The 13,911-nt window shown below is 72.9% G+C and carries 13 protein-coding genes; 4 read left to right on the top strand and 9 right to left on the bottom strand.

Going from position 1 to position 13,911, the window contains the following annotated elements; genetic code table 11:
* Positions 1-9 precede the first annotated feature (9 nt).
* Together HHX37_RS12835 and HHX37_RS12830 are read right to left on the bottom strand one after the other, a co-directional pair.
* On the bottom strand, positions 10-1,227 hold the full coding sequence (locus HHX37_RS12835) for an RNA polymerase sigma factor (protein WP_182885519.1): 1,218 nt from the start codon (positions 1,225-1,227) through the stop codon (positions 10-12).
* Positions 1,228-1,278: 51 nt separating this feature from the next.
* Positions 1,279-1,647, bottom strand: coding sequence for a YciI family protein (locus HHX37_RS12830; protein ID WP_111701718.1), 369 nt, complete (start codon positions 1,645-1,647; stop codon positions 1,279-1,281).
* Positions 1,648-1,794: 147 nt separating this feature from the next.
* Between HHX37_RS12830 and HHX37_RS12825 the strand changes: the two genes are divergently transcribed.
* The gene (locus tag HHX37_RS12825; RefSeq protein WP_182885518.1) at positions 1,795-2,544 is read left to right on the top strand and encodes an acetoacetate decarboxylase family protein; all 750 of its coding nucleotides are present in this window, start codon (positions 1,795-1,797) and stop codon (positions 2,542-2,544) included.
* 21 nt (positions 2,545-2,565) lie between these two features.
* On the opposite strand, the gene HHX37_RS12820 is transcribed toward HHX37_RS12825, so the two are convergent.
* The 6 genes from HHX37_RS12820 to HHX37_RS12795 all read right to left on the bottom strand — a co-directional run bounded on the left by HHX37_RS12820 (position 2,566) and on the right by HHX37_RS12795 (position 8,683).
* Complete coding sequence (locus tag HHX37_RS12820) at positions 2,566-3,447, bottom strand: glycosyltransferase family 2 protein (protein WP_182885517.1); 882 nt, start codon at positions 3,445-3,447, stop codon at positions 2,566-2,568.
* A 285-nt stretch (positions 3,448-3,732) separates the two neighbouring features.
* Positions 3,733-4,491, bottom strand: a complete 759-nt coding sequence (locus tag HHX37_RS12815) for a CDP-alcohol phosphatidyltransferase family protein (RefSeq protein WP_138460390.1) — start codon at positions 4,489-4,491, stop codon at positions 3,733-3,735.
* Positions 4,469-5,509, bottom strand: a complete 1,041-nt coding sequence (locus HHX37_RS12810) for an iron-containing alcohol dehydrogenase family protein (RefSeq protein ID WP_165900762.1) — start codon at positions 5,507-5,509, stop codon at positions 4,469-4,471. The genes HHX37_RS12815 and HHX37_RS12810 overlap by 23 nt, the downstream gene beginning before the upstream one ends.
* Positions 5,510-5,553: 44 nt before the next feature.
* Positions 5,554-6,285, bottom strand: a complete 732-nt coding sequence (locus HHX37_RS12805) for a sugar phosphate nucleotidyltransferase (protein ID WP_182885516.1) — start codon at positions 6,283-6,285, stop codon at positions 5,554-5,556.
* A 93-nt stretch (positions 6,286-6,378) separates the two neighbouring features.
* Positions 6,379-7,044 carry a DUF5941 domain-containing protein gene (locus HHX37_RS12800; RefSeq protein ID WP_220502826.1) on the bottom strand — a complete coding sequence of 222 codons (666 nt, stop codon included), beginning with the start codon at positions 7,042-7,044 and terminating at the stop codon, positions 6,379-6,381.
* Between the two features lie 73 nt (positions 7,045-7,117).
* Positions 7,118-8,683, bottom strand: a complete 1,566-nt coding sequence (locus HHX37_RS12795) for a CDP-alcohol phosphatidyltransferase family protein (protein WP_310740346.1) — start codon at positions 8,681-8,683, stop codon at positions 7,118-7,120.
* A 170-nt stretch (positions 8,684-8,853) separates the two neighbouring features.
* Between HHX37_RS12795 and HHX37_RS12790 the strand changes: the two genes are divergently transcribed.
* Genes HHX37_RS12790 through HHX37_RS12780 form a run of 3 tightly spaced genes read left to right on the top strand, consistent with a single transcriptional unit; the run spans position 8,854 to position 12,829 of the window.
* A complete protein-coding gene (locus HHX37_RS12790) occupies positions 8,854-10,260 on the top strand; it encodes a bifunctional cytidylyltransferase/SDR family oxidoreductase (protein WP_182885514.1) in 1,407 nt (468 codons plus the stop codon).
* Positions 10,261-10,294: 34 nt separating this feature from the next.
* Positions 10,295-12,172, top strand: coding sequence for a CDP-glycerol glycerophosphotransferase family protein (locus tag HHX37_RS12785; RefSeq protein WP_182885513.1), 1,878 nt, complete (start codon positions 10,295-10,297; stop codon positions 12,170-12,172).
* Between the two features lie 42 nt (positions 12,173-12,214).
* The gene (locus HHX37_RS12780; protein WP_182885512.1) at positions 12,215-12,829 is read left to right on the top strand and encodes a Uma2 family endonuclease; all 615 of its coding nucleotides are present in this window, start codon (positions 12,215-12,217) and stop codon (positions 12,827-12,829) included.
* Here HHX37_RS12780 and HHX37_RS12775 read toward each other — a convergent pair.
* Entirely contained in the window at positions 12,806-13,864 is a 1,059-nt protein-coding gene (locus HHX37_RS12775; RefSeq protein WP_182885511.1) for a glycosyltransferase family 2 protein, read from the bottom strand. The genes HHX37_RS12780 and HHX37_RS12775 overlap by 24 nt on opposite strands.
* Positions 13,865-13,911: the final 47 nt, after the last annotated feature.

The raw sequence follows: 13,911 nt of genomic DNA, 5'->3' as shown, positions 1-13,911 counted from the left end.
GCGCCGGCCTCATTCCTCGCCGAGCTCCCGGCGGCGGCGTTCGAGGAAGGCGCGCTCGGCGGCGTTGCCGCTGCGGGCGGCCGCCGCCTCGTACGCGCGGGCCGCCTCCCCGGTGCGGCCGAGCCGCCGCAACAGATCGGCCCGTACGGCGTGGAAGACGTGGTAGCCGCCCAGGTCCAGGGGTTCCAGAAGGGCGAGGGCCGCGCGGGGACCGTCGAGCTCGGCCACCACGACCGCGCGGTTCAGCGCGACGACGGGGTTCGGCGTGAGCGCCAGCAGGTGGTCGTACAGGTGGAGGATCTGCCGCCAGTCCGTGGCGGCGGTGGACGGCGCGTCGCTGTGGACGGCGTTGATCGCCGCCTGGATCTGGTACGGCCCCGGCCTGTCGCGGCGCAGGCACGCCCGGACGAGATTCTGGCCCTCGGCGACGAGGGCGTGGTCCCACCGGCTCCGGTCCTGCGCGGCGAGCGGCACGAGGTCGCCGTCCGGTGTCGTGCGGGCCGCCCGGCGCGCGTGCAGGAGCAGCATGAGCGCGAGCAGGCCGAGGACCTCCGGCTCGCCGGGCATCGACTCGGCCAGCAGGCGGCCGAGGCGGATCGCCTCCGCGCACAGATCCTCGCGGACCAGCCGGTCGCCCGCGCTCGCCGTGTGCCCCTCGTTGAAGATCAGGTAGACGACGGCCAGCACAGCCCGGAGGCGGTCCGGCAGGTCGGCCTCGCGCGGGACCCGGTACGGGATCCCGGCGTCGCGGATCTTGGCCTTGGCCCGCACCAGCCGCTGGGCCATGGCGGGCTCCGCGACCAGGAACGCCCGCGCGATCTCGGCCGTGGTGAGCCCGCCCAGCAGGCGCAGCGTCAGCGCCACCCGGGCGGTGGGAGCGAGCGCGGGATGACAGCAGGTGAAGATCAGCCGGAGCCGGTCGTCGTGCACCGCGCCCTCCTCGTCCGGTTCGTCGTGGTGGTGCGACAGGGCGGCCCGCACCTGCCTGTCCTCCCGCGTGGCCTCCCGCCGGAAGCGGTCGATCATCCGGTTGCGGGCGGTCGTGATTATCCATCCGGCCGGGCGCGGCGGCGTTCCGTCCCGCGGCCAGCGCCGAGCCGCCTCCGCGAAGGCGTCCTGGACCGCCTCCTCGGCGAGGTCGATGTCGCCGAAGTGGCGGACCAGGACCGCGACGGCGCGGCCGTACTCCTCGCGGAACACCCGTTCCACGTCGGGAGGCCCCGTCATCGCCCTCGCCCCGGCGGAGGGCCGACGCGGGCCCGCGCGCCGCACGGCAGGTCAGACACCGCCGTCGTCGTCCCCCACGACGTGCGCGAACGGACGCACCTCGATCGGAAGCGTGGTCGCCCGCGCGAGCCTGCGGCCCCACTCCAGCGCCTCGTCGAGGTCGGACGCCCTGATGATCGTCAGCCCGCCGACGTGCTCCTTGCCCTCGGTGTACGGGCCGTCGGTGACGAGTTCCTCGCCGTCGCGCGCCCGGACCACCGTCGCCGTGTCCGGGGCGTGCAGCCCACCGCTGAAGACCCACGCCCCCGCGGCCCGCAGGTCCTCGTTGAGCACCGCCAGCTCCCGCATGATCGGGTCCAGGACCTCCGGCGGGGGCGTACCGCCGCCGGGCTGCCGGATGCTCAGCAGATAGTGCCTCATGGTCTTCCGTACCTCCTCTGGCGGGCAGGCGGGGCGCCGGCCCTCACCCTCTATACGATCGGCCTCCCCGCGTATCGACATCCGATCTGGGACAACCTTGCCGCCGTACGACTGTCCTCCGGCGGCCGGGCTTGCTGTACTGGAGGCATGGCAAGCCATGTCGTGCAGGGGCGCCGGGTCGAGATGCCGGTGGAGGTCCGCGACGCCTCGATGTGCCTCGCCGCCTACCTGGTGCGGGCCGACGCCGCCCATGCGGTCCTCGCGTACTCCGGGATGGACGTCACCGAGGTGCTGCCAGGCAAGGCCATGTGCATGCTGGCGTTCGTCCGCTACCACGACTCCGACCTCGGCTCCTACGACGAGTTCGGCGTGATGTTCCTCGTACGGCCGGCCGGCGCGGGCGTCCCGCCGGGGCGCGGGCTGCTCGCCGGTCTGAAGGACCTGCGCGGGGCGGGATCGGGGGCCTTCGTCCACTGGCTTCCGGTCGACCAGGGCTTCACGATGGAGGCGGGCCGGAGCATCTGGGGCTTCCCGAAGGAACTGGCCGACGTCGACCTGCGGCTCGGCTCGCCGTACAAGCGGTGCGTGCTGCGCAGGGACGGCCGGATGGTCGTCGACCTGCTGATCAGGCCGGGGATGCCGGCCGCCCCCGCGCCGCTGGTCGGGAAGTCCGTCGCGGTGCCGGACGCCTACACCCACCTCGACGGGGTGACCCGGCGCGTCTCCTGGGCCGCCCGCGCCAGGGGGATCCGCTGGCGGCCGGGCGGCGCGCTCGTCCGGCTCGGCAACCATCCGATCGCCAAGGAGCTGAGCGAGCTGGGGCTGCCCCGGCGGGCCCTGCTGACGGTCACCGCCGAACACGTGTCGATGACGTTCGAGGAGCCGCGGCAGGCGTGACGCCCGGCCGTGCGCGCGGCGTCAGACGATGGGGGGACGGCCGAGGCGGAGCATGCGCCAGGCGGTGCGCCAGGCCATCGGACGGCGCTCTCCCGCCGGCTCACGCAGTCCCTCCACGAAGCCGCCGAACCACGCCTTGACCGCGGGCAGCGACCGCTCCCGCACGAGCGTGAGCACCATCCAGTTGAGCAGGTAGAGCGTGGCGAGCGGCCACGGCAGGTTGCGGCGGGCCAGCCACACCCGGTTGCGGGCGTTCAGGCGGTAGAAGTCCGTGTGCCGGCTCGGCAGCACCAGCGGGTGGTACATCACCGTCTCGGCGTCGTACTCGATGCGGTAGCCCTCCCCGAGCAGCCGCCAGGCCAGGTCGGTCTCCTCGTGGGCGTAGAAGAACCGCTCGGGCAACCCGCCGACCTGGAGGAACGCCGACTTGCGGATGGCGCAGGCGCCGCCCAGGAAGGTCGTCACCGGGGAGGAGCGCTCGGGGTCTCCGGCCCGCAGGCGGGGCACGTGGCGCCGCTGCACCAGGCCGCCCTCGGGATCCATCACCCGGAAGGAGATCACCGCGAGGTCGGGCTCGTGCGTGAACCGCTCGCGGACGTGCGCGGCCACCTTGGAGTTGGCGTACCAGCCGTCGTCGTCGAGGAACAGGACGATGTCGCCGGAGCACTCCTGCACGCCCCGGTTCCGTCCCTCGGGGATGCCCGCGTTGTGCTCCAGCCGGACCGTCTTTATCGTCGCCGAGCTGCCCGTCGGCGGCGCGGTGGTCAGCTCCGGCACGTCCGCGCCGTTCCCGACGACGACCACCTCGATGTCGCCGTCGGTCTGCGTGAGCGCGGACTCAACGGCCCGGTCGAGCTCGGCGATCCTGTTGCCCATGGTGAGGATGACACAGGAGATCTTCACCGCGTCATCGCCTCGACGCTGGGCGCACTGCACACGACTTCATGTTCACCGAGTCTGTATGGCCGGGCGATCCGGGAGCTGCCTGGTTTACCGTGGCACAAGGGTATCGGAACTGCCACCAAACCCCCACCCAACCGCGGATGTACGGATGACCGGCAGTGTCTCCCGCTCACCATCGGGGCGCTCATGTCCGCTCGGTCGTGCCGGAGGCGCGCCATGAACCCCCCTCGTCGCTCGTTCCTCGCTCCTCCGTCCAGACCGGCGGCGCGCCCCTGAGGATCGCTCTCATGAGAGCCGCCGGGACGCGAGGATGCTGACCAGGTGCAGCACGAGCTGGACCGCGGCGATGACGACGCAGGCGACCATGAGGATCCGGGTGGCGGAGAACCAGTTGTCGAGCACCGCCGCGGCCACGACGATCAGTGACAGCTCGACGGCCTGGATCACCCGGTGGAACCGCAGCGCCGCCGCGGCCCGGCGGGCCAGCGCGAGCCGCGGCGAGGCGAACTGCTGCGCCGCCGCCTCGGTGGTCGCGACCAGGCCGGACCGGGCGCGGGCCACGTCGACCAGGTCGGTCTCCGCCTTGATCAGGATCGCGCCCAGCGCCGCCGCGACGCCCATGACCGTGTACCAGTCGGGCAGCGTCTCCGACGCCCGGAAGCCCAGGCCGATCAGCAGCGCCGCCTCGGCGAAGTAGTGCCCGACCCGGTCGAGGTAGACCCCGGTGATCGAGGTGCGGCCGGTCCAGCGGGCCAGCTCGCCGTCCGAGCAGTCGAGCAGCAGATAGATCTGGATCAGCAGGGCCGCGGCCAGCGCCGCCCAGAGTCCCGGCAGGGCCAGGACGGCTCCCGCCGCCACCCCGCACAGGATCATCAGCCCGGTGACCTGGTTGGGGGTGATGGGGGTCTTCGCCAGCAGCCACGTGGCGTAGATGGACAGCCGCCGCATGTACAGCAGGCCTGCCCAGTGCTCGCCGCTGCGGCGGTCCATGGTGGTCTGCGGCTGGGCGACCGCGCGAAGCTCAGCTACCGACGGCGCGGACATAGTCCTCAACTCTCGCCCGGACCTCGGGCTCCGACAGCCGGAGGTGCTCAAGGATGGTGTAGCGGCCGGGCCGGGTGCTGGGGGCCAGCATCACCGCGGCCGTGAACTGGTCGGTCGTCAGGCCGACGTCGCCGGGCACGACCGGCAGGTCGTGCCGTCTGAGGCAGCCGGTCACCTGGCCGAGCCGGTGCGCGTCCTCCCGGAGGAAGTAGCAGAACGCCGCGCCGATGCCGGCCAGCTCACCGTGGTTGGAGGTGCCGGGGAAAAGCTGGTCCACGGCATGAAGGATCTCATGATCGCCGCCACTCGCCGGACGACTTGACCCGGCGATGACCATCGACATGCCCGAGAGGATCAGCGCCTCCGCGAGCACGGTCAGGAACGCGTCCGACTCGATCGAGTCCTGCCTGCCCAGGACCGCCTCGGCCGACGTGCGCGACATCGAGATCGCGAGGCCGTCGATGGGCTCGCCGCGTTCGACGTTGCCGAGCTGCCAGTCGTCGATGGCCGACAGGTTGCTGAGCACGTCGCCGATCCCGGACCGGACGAGCGAGGGCGGGGCGTCGTGGACGAACTCCAGGTCCACCATGATCGCCAGTGGCATGGGCACCCCGAACGAGCCCTTGCCGCCCTCGTGCACGAGCGAGGCGACCGGGGAGCAGATCCCGTCGTGGGAGAGGTTGGTGGCCACCGCGACCATCGGGATGCCCGCCAGGGACGCGGCGTACTTGGTGGCGTCGATGGTCCTGCCGCCGCCGACGCCGATCACCGCCTCGTAGTTGCCCTTGCGCAGGTCGGCGCCGAGCGACACGGCCGCGTCGACCGTGCCGTCCGCCACCCGCAGCACCTTGGCCTCACCGAGCGAGGGCGCGATGACCTCGGCGATCCGGTCGCCCTGCCCCACGCCGACCGCGACCGCGACCCGGCCGGAGGTGGCCACCCTGCTGTCGGCCAGCAGGGTGCCGAGCTGCGCGATCGCGCCCCGCCGCACCTCCATCGTGAGGGGGGCGGGGAGCATCCTTGCCAGAATCGGCATGCGAACTCCTCAGAAGGCCGCGCGTCTCAGTAACGGCACGCGATCTCGCGGGCCTTCGCCAGGTCGTCGTGGTTGTCCACCTCGACCCAGTCGACCTTCCCGATCGGCGCGACGGCGATGTTCTCGCCGCGCCGGACCATCTCCTGGTAACCGTCCTCGTAGTAGAGCTGGGGGTCCCGCTCGAAGGTGGCCTGCAACGCGTCGGCCAGCCGCTCGGCCGCGCCGGGCCGGATCAGCGTGGCGCCGATGTACTCGCCGTACGCCTCGGCGGGGTCCATCAGCTTGGTGATCCGCTTCAGCCGGCCGTCGTCCAGTGTGACCTTCATCTCCTCGTCGGCCAGGGACTTCACGTCGTCCACGGCGAGCAGGATGTCGGAGGTGTCCTCGGCGGCCAGCAGGGTCCGCTCCACCGACACCGGGTGGACGGTGTCGCCGTTGACCAGCAGCGCGCCCTGCGAGAAGTGGTCACGCGCGCACCACAGCGAGTACGCGTTGTTCCACTCCTCGGCCTTGTCGTTGTGCACCAGCGTCAGCGACACCCCGTGACGGCGCTCCAGGTCGGCCTGGCGCTCCCGTACGGCCTGGGCCTGGTAGCCGACGATGACCACGACCTCGCGCAGGTCCACGGCCGCCAGGTTGCGCAGGGCGATGTCGAGGATCGTGGTCTCACCGTCGACCGGCACCAGCGCCTTGGGCAGCGTGTCGGTGTACGGCCGCAGACGACGTCCGGCTCCGGCGGCCAGCACCATTCCGAGCAATTTCCCGCACTCCTTGAGGTCGAGCGTCAGACAGTAACCCCAAAGGTTAGTTGGCCCGGGGCCGCACTTGGGTAATCCGCCGTTGGTCTGACGTTAATCCTGGGGAGCCGGTTCCACCGCCTGGTCGGGCGTACGGGGGGCGGCCAGCCAGCAGGTCAGGCTCTCCCAGCCGAACAGTCCCCACAGGTAGAGCGCGAGCAGGACGAACGCGGGAGCCACCATGTCGAGCAGGCCGGCCAGGGCGACGACCAGCATCCGGCCGTCCCAGCCGAGCCCGGCCGTGGCCAGCCACGGTGGCGGATACACGTGCTGACGCACCCGGTAGACGATGTCGTAGTGGTGGAAGGCCATCGCGCCGAGCAGCGCGAAGGTGATCACGGGCGGCACGGAGCGGGCGAACCCGGCGGAGGCGACGAAGCCGTACTCCGTCAGGCGCAGGATCGGGGGCGCCAGCCAGTCGAGCCGCCCGTCGTGCCGGTGCGCGCTGCCCGCCCCGGCGAGCAGCAGGGCGACCGCGGGCGCGAAGACCGCGAAGTCGTCGGCCCCCGCGATGCCGAGGACCAGCAGCACGGCGGTCACGAACGCCCCCGCGAGCGCGGGCGGGAGGGGCGGCAGCTGCCCGGCGACGAGCAGCCCCATCGCCCGCGACAGCGGGCCGTCGTCACGCTGGGCGACCACGACGCTGCGCGGCACCGGGGTCATGTGTACGGAGATCACGTCGGAGCCCTCCCGAGCGGCGTCGTGGGTGGGGCCGCTCATGCCACCTCCTCGCCTTCGGCTCGGAGCGGCATGCGCCAGGCGCTGTGTTCACTGATTCGCTCGCTACGCTCGCTCATGCGAACGACCTGGCCATCCGCCCGGCGGCCGTGTAGGCGAGCGCCACCCCGCCCCAGCCGAGCAGCGCGAGGAACGTCACCCGCGCGTCGAACAGCGCCGCCGTGACGCAGATCAGGGCGGTCCGTTCCCCGATCGGCAGCACGATCATCTTCTTCAGCCAGTAGGCCACGCCCCGGTCGAGCCGCCGCGACAGTGCCAGCACCGACCCGGTGCCCGAGGCCGCGGCCGCCGCCGGGGCCTCGTCCCAGGGCACCGCCATCGAACGCGGGGCCGCCGCCCGCAGGCCCGCCGCCCGCGCCCGGTCGGCCAGCGCCCCGGCGTACGCGAAGTCGACCATGTGCCGGATCGTCTGCAGGACCAGCGCGGCCACGGCCAGGGCCCAGATCCGCCAGGACTCCCCGGGGCCGGACGTGTACCCGAGCACCAGCCCGACGTAGACCACGTACTCCTTGATCCGGTCGCAGATGGCGTCGAGCCAGCCGCCGAGCGGGGAGAACCGGCGCGTGTACCGCGCGACCTGGCCGTCCAGGCAGTCGAGCACGAACGACAGGTAGAGCGCGACCGCCCCCACGACGAGCCCTGCCCGGTGCCCGTCGGAGAACCAGACGGCGGCGATGAGCGCGAACGCGACCGAGATGCCGGTCACCGAGTTGGGCGTCAGGCCGAGCCGGACGGCCGGCCGGATCAGGTGGCGGGACCACGAGCTGACGCAGTAGGTCGTGAAGAAGCCGTCTCCGCTCTTCACGGCGGCCTCCAGCCGGGCCCGTGCCTCGTCGACGTCGGCGAGCTCGCGCACCGCCCGCTCGGCGGCCGGGCGGGTCGCGACCCGCCCGCAGTGCAGCGCGCCGGGCGCGACGGCGTGCACCGGGACGCCCGCCCGGGCGAGCCCGGTGAGCAGCAGCTCGGGCACCTCGGTGTCGCCCACCCGCCCGAGGTGGCGGCGCTGGGCGAGGTCGGCCAGCTCCTCGGCCAGGTCGGCGAGACCGGCCAGGTGCGCCTCCCCGACCTGCAGGACGCCGCGGAAGGTGCCGTTGGCCCACTCGACCTCGTGGAAGGAGGTGCCCGCCGACACGACGCGGCCCCACTCCGTACGCACGGGCGGCCGAAGCGGGGCGGGATCGCCGCCGGCGACGATGGCGCCGGTCGGGCGGGCGGGATGTTCGAGCAGCAGGGCCAGCGCGTCGGTGTGCGCCACGACGTCGGCGGCCAGCACGGCGACCGGGGAGGTCGAGGCGCGGGCGGTCTTGGCCACGATCCGCAGGTCCTCGGCGAGGCCGTCGCTCACGCAGATCTGGTGCCGCGGGCCGCTGTCGACCTCCCGCTCCCGCCCGCGCGCCGGATCGGGCGGCCGCCCGCCCGCCGTCTCCGGCCCGGGGCCGCGCGCCGCGATCTGTCTTCGCTCGCCGTCCCAGCCGTCCTGGCTCCGCACCACGATCAGCACCTCGCGGATCGGCAGGGTGAGAAGCTGGGCGACGAGCCGCTCCAGGAGGCTGCCCTCCGACCGGGCGCCGTCGGAGCAGGGCAGCCCGGCGGCCGGCGAGGTCGCGAGGACGACCGCCACCGTCTGTGTGTCCCGTACCGTACCGGGCTTGCTCGGATCCGCCCCCATATGGAAACCCGTCTCACGTCGGCCGCACGTGCTCACCTCGCAAAGTAACCGAGTGATCACTAGGTGGCAATCACCTTCTCCGGCTTCCGGCACGGGTATGGTCTGCTGTCGGGGAGGACATCATGATCGCGGAATCGCGTCTGCGCAGGGTGGGGGTCGTGCTGGCCGGCGGCGTCGGCCAGCGCGTGGGGCTGAACACCCCGAAACAGCTTCTGAAGATCGCCGGGAAGACGATCCTGGAGCACACCCTCGACGTGTTCGACGGCCATCCGGAGATCGACGAGGTGATCGTCCTGATGACCCCCGGCTTCGTCACGGACGCCGAGGAGCTCATCAGGCGGAACGGCTACACGAAGGTCTCCCGGGTGCTCGAAGGAGGCGCGAGCCGTACCGAGACGACCTGGCGGGCCCTGTCCGCGCTGGGCGAGCGGGAGTGCGACGTGCTGCTGCACGACGCGGTCCGGCCGCTGATCGAGCCGCGCGTCATCAGCGAGTGCGTGGCCGCCCTCGACCGCTACGAGGCGGTGGAGGTGGCGATCCCGTCCTCCGACACGATCGTCGTGGCCGCGCCCGGCCCGCGCGGCGAGATCATCCGCGACATCCCCGACCGCTCGCGGCTGCGCCGCGGGCAGACCCCGCAGTGCTTCCGGCTGTCGGTGATCCGGGCGGCGTACGAGCGCGCCCTGGCCGACCCCGAGTTCCCCTCCCTGCCCACGACCGACGACTGCGGCGTCGTGCTGCGCTACCTGCCCGACGTGCCGATCTACATCGTGCCCGGCAGCGAGCGCAACATGAAGGTCACCCACCCGGTCGACGTCTACCTGGCCGACAAGCTCTTCCAGCTCGCCGAGAACACCGCGCCCGCGCTCACCGACGAGCAGTACCGCGCCGGGCTGGAGGGCCGCACCGTCGTGGTCTTCGGCGGCAGCTACGGCATCGGCGCGGACGTCGTCGCGCTCGCCCGGGGCTACGGCGCGAGCGTCCACTCCTTCTCCCGCAGCGAGAACGGCGTGCGCGTCGAGGACGCCGCCGCCGTGGAGGACGCCCTCGCCCGCGTGTACGCCGCGACCGGCCGGATCGACCACGTCGTCAACACGGCGGGCGTGCTCCACATGGGCAGGCTCGGCGAGGCCGGCCAGCACACGATCGAGGAGACCATCGGCGTCAACTACCTCGGCCCGGTCAACATCGCCCGCGCGGCGGTGAAGTACCTGATGGAGACCAACGGCCACCTGCTGCTCTACACGTCCTCGTCCCACACCCGCGGCCGGGCCGACTACAGCCTGTACTCCTCCACCAAGGCCGCCGTCGTCAACCTCACCCAGGCGCTCGCCGACGAGTGGGCCTGCCAGGGTGTCCGCGTCAACTGCGTCAACCCCGAGCGCACCGCCACCCCCATGCGGCTGCGCGCGTTCGGCGACGAACCCGCCGGAACGCTTCTCTCCCCCGCCGCCGTCGCCCGCACCAGCCTCGACGTGCTGCTGTCCCGCCTCACGGGACAGGTCGTGGACGTGCGGCTCACCCGATGACCGCAACCACGTACGGAGGGACGGGCGCTCGCCCATGGGGGGAAACATCACGGGGCGCACGGCCCCCGAGGCGCTGCTCACGCTGCTCGCACGGCGCCTGACCCTGATCGCGGGGAACGGCCGGGGCCTGCGGAGGCTGGCCGGGGGACGCCGAGGGGCGCTCGCCGCGCTGACGCTCGCGTCGTACCCGGCCCTGCTCCTGGCGGCCGTCTGGCCGCTGCCCGCGACCTTCGCGGTGCTCGCGCCGCTGTCGTACGCCGCGGAGACGGCGCTGCCCGGCCGGGCGGCGGCGGCGCTGAGCCGGGCCCATCTGGGCGCGACGGTCCGCTTCCTCGCGCGGGAGACCGCCGCCGTGGTGCTGCTGGCACGGGTGGCGCCGGGGCGGCCGTGGTGGTACGCCGCGCTGGCGGCCGGGCTGTTCCTGTTCCACGGCGTGCGGGCCGCGCAGACCTGGCTCGCCTGCCGGCTCGACCGCGTCCACCACCAGACGCCGGTGGTGACCCGCAACATCCACCTGGCGGAGCCGCCGATCCCGCCCCCACCGCCCCGCGCGCTGCTCGCCTGGCGCGGCACCCGCCTGCTCTACCTCGACGCGCTGGCGATCGTGCCGGCGGCGGCCCTGACGCCGTCCGGTCTCGGCTGGACGGGGGCCGCGGGCGCCGCCGCCGCCGTGCTGCTGGAGGTCGCCGCGGCCGCCGCGCTGCTGGTCCACACCCGGCGGGCCGTCCACCTGGGCGACCGGCGGCGCGTCCTGTCGGCCGTGGACGAGTGGGTCGCCGCCTACCGGCCCGAGGTCGTCATGTACTTCTCCGGCCCGGCCACGGCCGCCTACCAGGCCACGATGTGGCTCGGCACGCTGGAGCGGATCACGCCGAGGACGCTGGTGGTGCTGCGCGAGCGGTCGCTCGCCACGGCCCTCGGCCCGACGACGCTGCCGGTGGTGTGCATCCCCTCGTCGGTGGACCTCATGAACTTCCGCGCGCTGGACGGCGCCCGGGTCGCGCTGTTCCCCGCCAACGTCGGCAACAACATCCACATGCTGCGGGTGCCGGGCGTCCGCAGCGTGTTCATCGGCCACGGCGACAGCGACAAGGAGGCGTCGTTCAATCCGTACACGAAGGTGTACGACGAGGTCTGGGTGGCCGGGCCCGCCGGGCGCGACCGCTACCAGCGCGCCCAGGTGGGCGTCCGGGACGAGGCCGTCGAGGAGGTGGGCCGCCCCCAGCTCGCCGGGATCCGGCGCACCAGCCCGTACGCCGAGGGCGTGGCGCCGTACCGGACCATCCTGTACGCGCCGACGTGGGAGGGGTGGAGCGACGACGTGTTCCACAGCTCGCTCGTCGCGATGGGGCCCGCGATCGTGCGCGCCCTGCTGGAGCAGCCGGTGCGGCTGATCTACAAGCCCCACCCACTGACCGGCCACCGATCCCCGGCCGCCCGGGCGGCCCACCGGCGGATCATGGCGCTCCTGGACGAGCGGACCGGCATCCCGCACCTGGCCGTGACCGACCGGGAGCCGTCCCTGTACGACTGCTTCAACGAGGCCGACGTGCTGATCTCCGACATCTCCAGCGTGGTGTCGGACTTCGTCGCCAGCGGCAAGCCGTACGTCGTGACGAACGTGACCGCCCTGCCAGGGGACCGCTTCCGCGAGCGCTACCCGGCCGCCGGGGCGGCCTACCTGCTCGGCCCGGACCTGGCGGAGCTGCCGGACGTCCTGCGCCGTCTGGACGCCCCGGGAGAGGACGAGATGGCCGGCGCCCGCCGCGCCCTGCGGGGCTACCTGCTCGGCCCCGACCACCGGGACCCGCTGGCCCGCTTCGAGGAGGCCGTACGGCGGGCCGCCGCCCGCGCCGAGGAACGCGCCCGCCTCCTCGGCCTCGAAGCCCTCGCCCCCTCCGTGCGCGACTGAACACCGCCCACGAAGTGCTTGCGGATCGCTACCTTCAGTCACATGGATGTAACCATCACCGACCCCTGTGCCCCCGCTTTGGCACCGGTACCCGACCGGCCTCTACCCAGGACACCTCGGGAGCTGTTCGACGCGCTGCCCCCGCTGCCCGGCCTGCTGGTCGAAGTCATCGACGGACGGCTGGTCGCGCGCCGGCGGGACGCTCTCGAACACGCGTCGGCCGCGATGCTGCTGTTCGAGGCGTTCCTGCCGCTGCTGGACGAACGCCGATGGCAAGCGTGCACCGGGAACGTCGGCGTGTGCCTAGACGGGACGCACGAACCGGTCGTACCCGACCTCGTGCTCGCGCCGCTGGGCTGCCCGCGGTGGGAAGAGCGTGAGCTGCTGTCCTCGGGGCTGGTGCTGGTGGCCGAGGTGGTGTCGAAGGGGAGCGCGGAGGACGACCGCCTCAAGAAGCCGGCGATCTATGCCGGGGGTGGTGTCCCGGTGTTCCTGCTCGTGGATCCGCTGACCCGGCCCGCGTCGGTCACGGTCCACAGCGACCCGAAGGAGGGGCGGTACCAGGTGACCTCGACGGTGCCGTTCGGGCGGGAGATCCTCATCCCCCACCCGATCGGCTGCACGCTGGACACCTCAGTCTTCGAAGAGGTCGTCTAGGCTCGCCCGCTCGGCACGCGGCTGGGGCTTGCTGAGCTTCGGGGGGCTGGTCAGGAAGCCCGTCCCCCAGGAGACGTGCATGGTGGCGTACACCACTGGAAGGCGTACGAGCGCGGCGCCGGGCAGCCCTCGGCCGGTGAGGACCGAGCCCGCGACGATCGCCGCGAGGTAGCCCCCGGGGATGAGCAGGCCGGGCCAGAACACGGGCGAGACCACCAGGCCCAGCGCCATCGCCGCGACGGCGGCGGGCGGGGCGAGGTAACGCAGGTTGATCGTGCCCTGGTGGGTGCGGGAGACGACCCGCCGCCAGCGGCCGTAGTGGAAGTACTGCTTGGCCAGGGCGCGCACGTTGGGCCGGGGACGGTAGGTGACACGCATCCTCGGCTGGAACCACACCAGCCCGCCGGTCTCCCGGATGCGGTGGTTCATCTCCCAGTCCTGCGCGCGCAGGAAGTGCTCGTCGTAGCCGCCGACCCGGTCGAGCGCGCTGCGGCGGAAGACGCCCAGGTAGACGGTGTCGGCCGGGCCGGCCTCCCCGCCCGTATGGAACCGGGCGTTGCCCACGCCGATCTTCGAGGTCATGGCGCAGGCCACCGCCTGCTCGAACGGCGTGATCCCCTCGGCGGCCATGATGCCGCCGACGTTGTCGGCGCCGGTCTGCTCCAGCGTCTCAACCGCCGTACGGAGGTAGTCGCGGGGCAGGATCGCGTGCCCGTCCACCCGCGCGATGATCGGGTTGCGGGACGCGGCGATCGCGGCGTTCAGCGCGTTGGGCGTGCGGCCGGTGGGGTTCGGCACGACGACGACGCGGCGGTCCTCGGCCGCGATGGCGTCGGCCACCTCCTGGGTGCGGTCGTGGGACGGGCCCACGCTGATGACGACCTCGAGAGGGCCCTCGTAGTCCTGTTCGAGGACCTGCCGGACGGCGTCGCGCAGGTGCCGCTCCTCGTTCAGCACCGGCATGATCACCGATACCGGCGGCCAGTTCCGCGCGGGATTCTGGCTCGACTGTCGCGAGTCGGGAAAGGGCTTCATGGCGGCGCTCACGCTACTGTACGGAGGGGTGGAGACGGCAACCGGAG

The sequence above is a fragment of the Microbispora sp. H10885 genome (assembly GCF_014161415.1).
GTDB classification, from domain to species: domain Bacteria; phylum Actinomycetota; class Actinomycetes; order Streptosporangiales; family Streptosporangiaceae; genus Microbispora; species Microbispora triticiradicis.
This window is presented reverse-complemented; position numbering and strand designations above follow the sequence as displayed.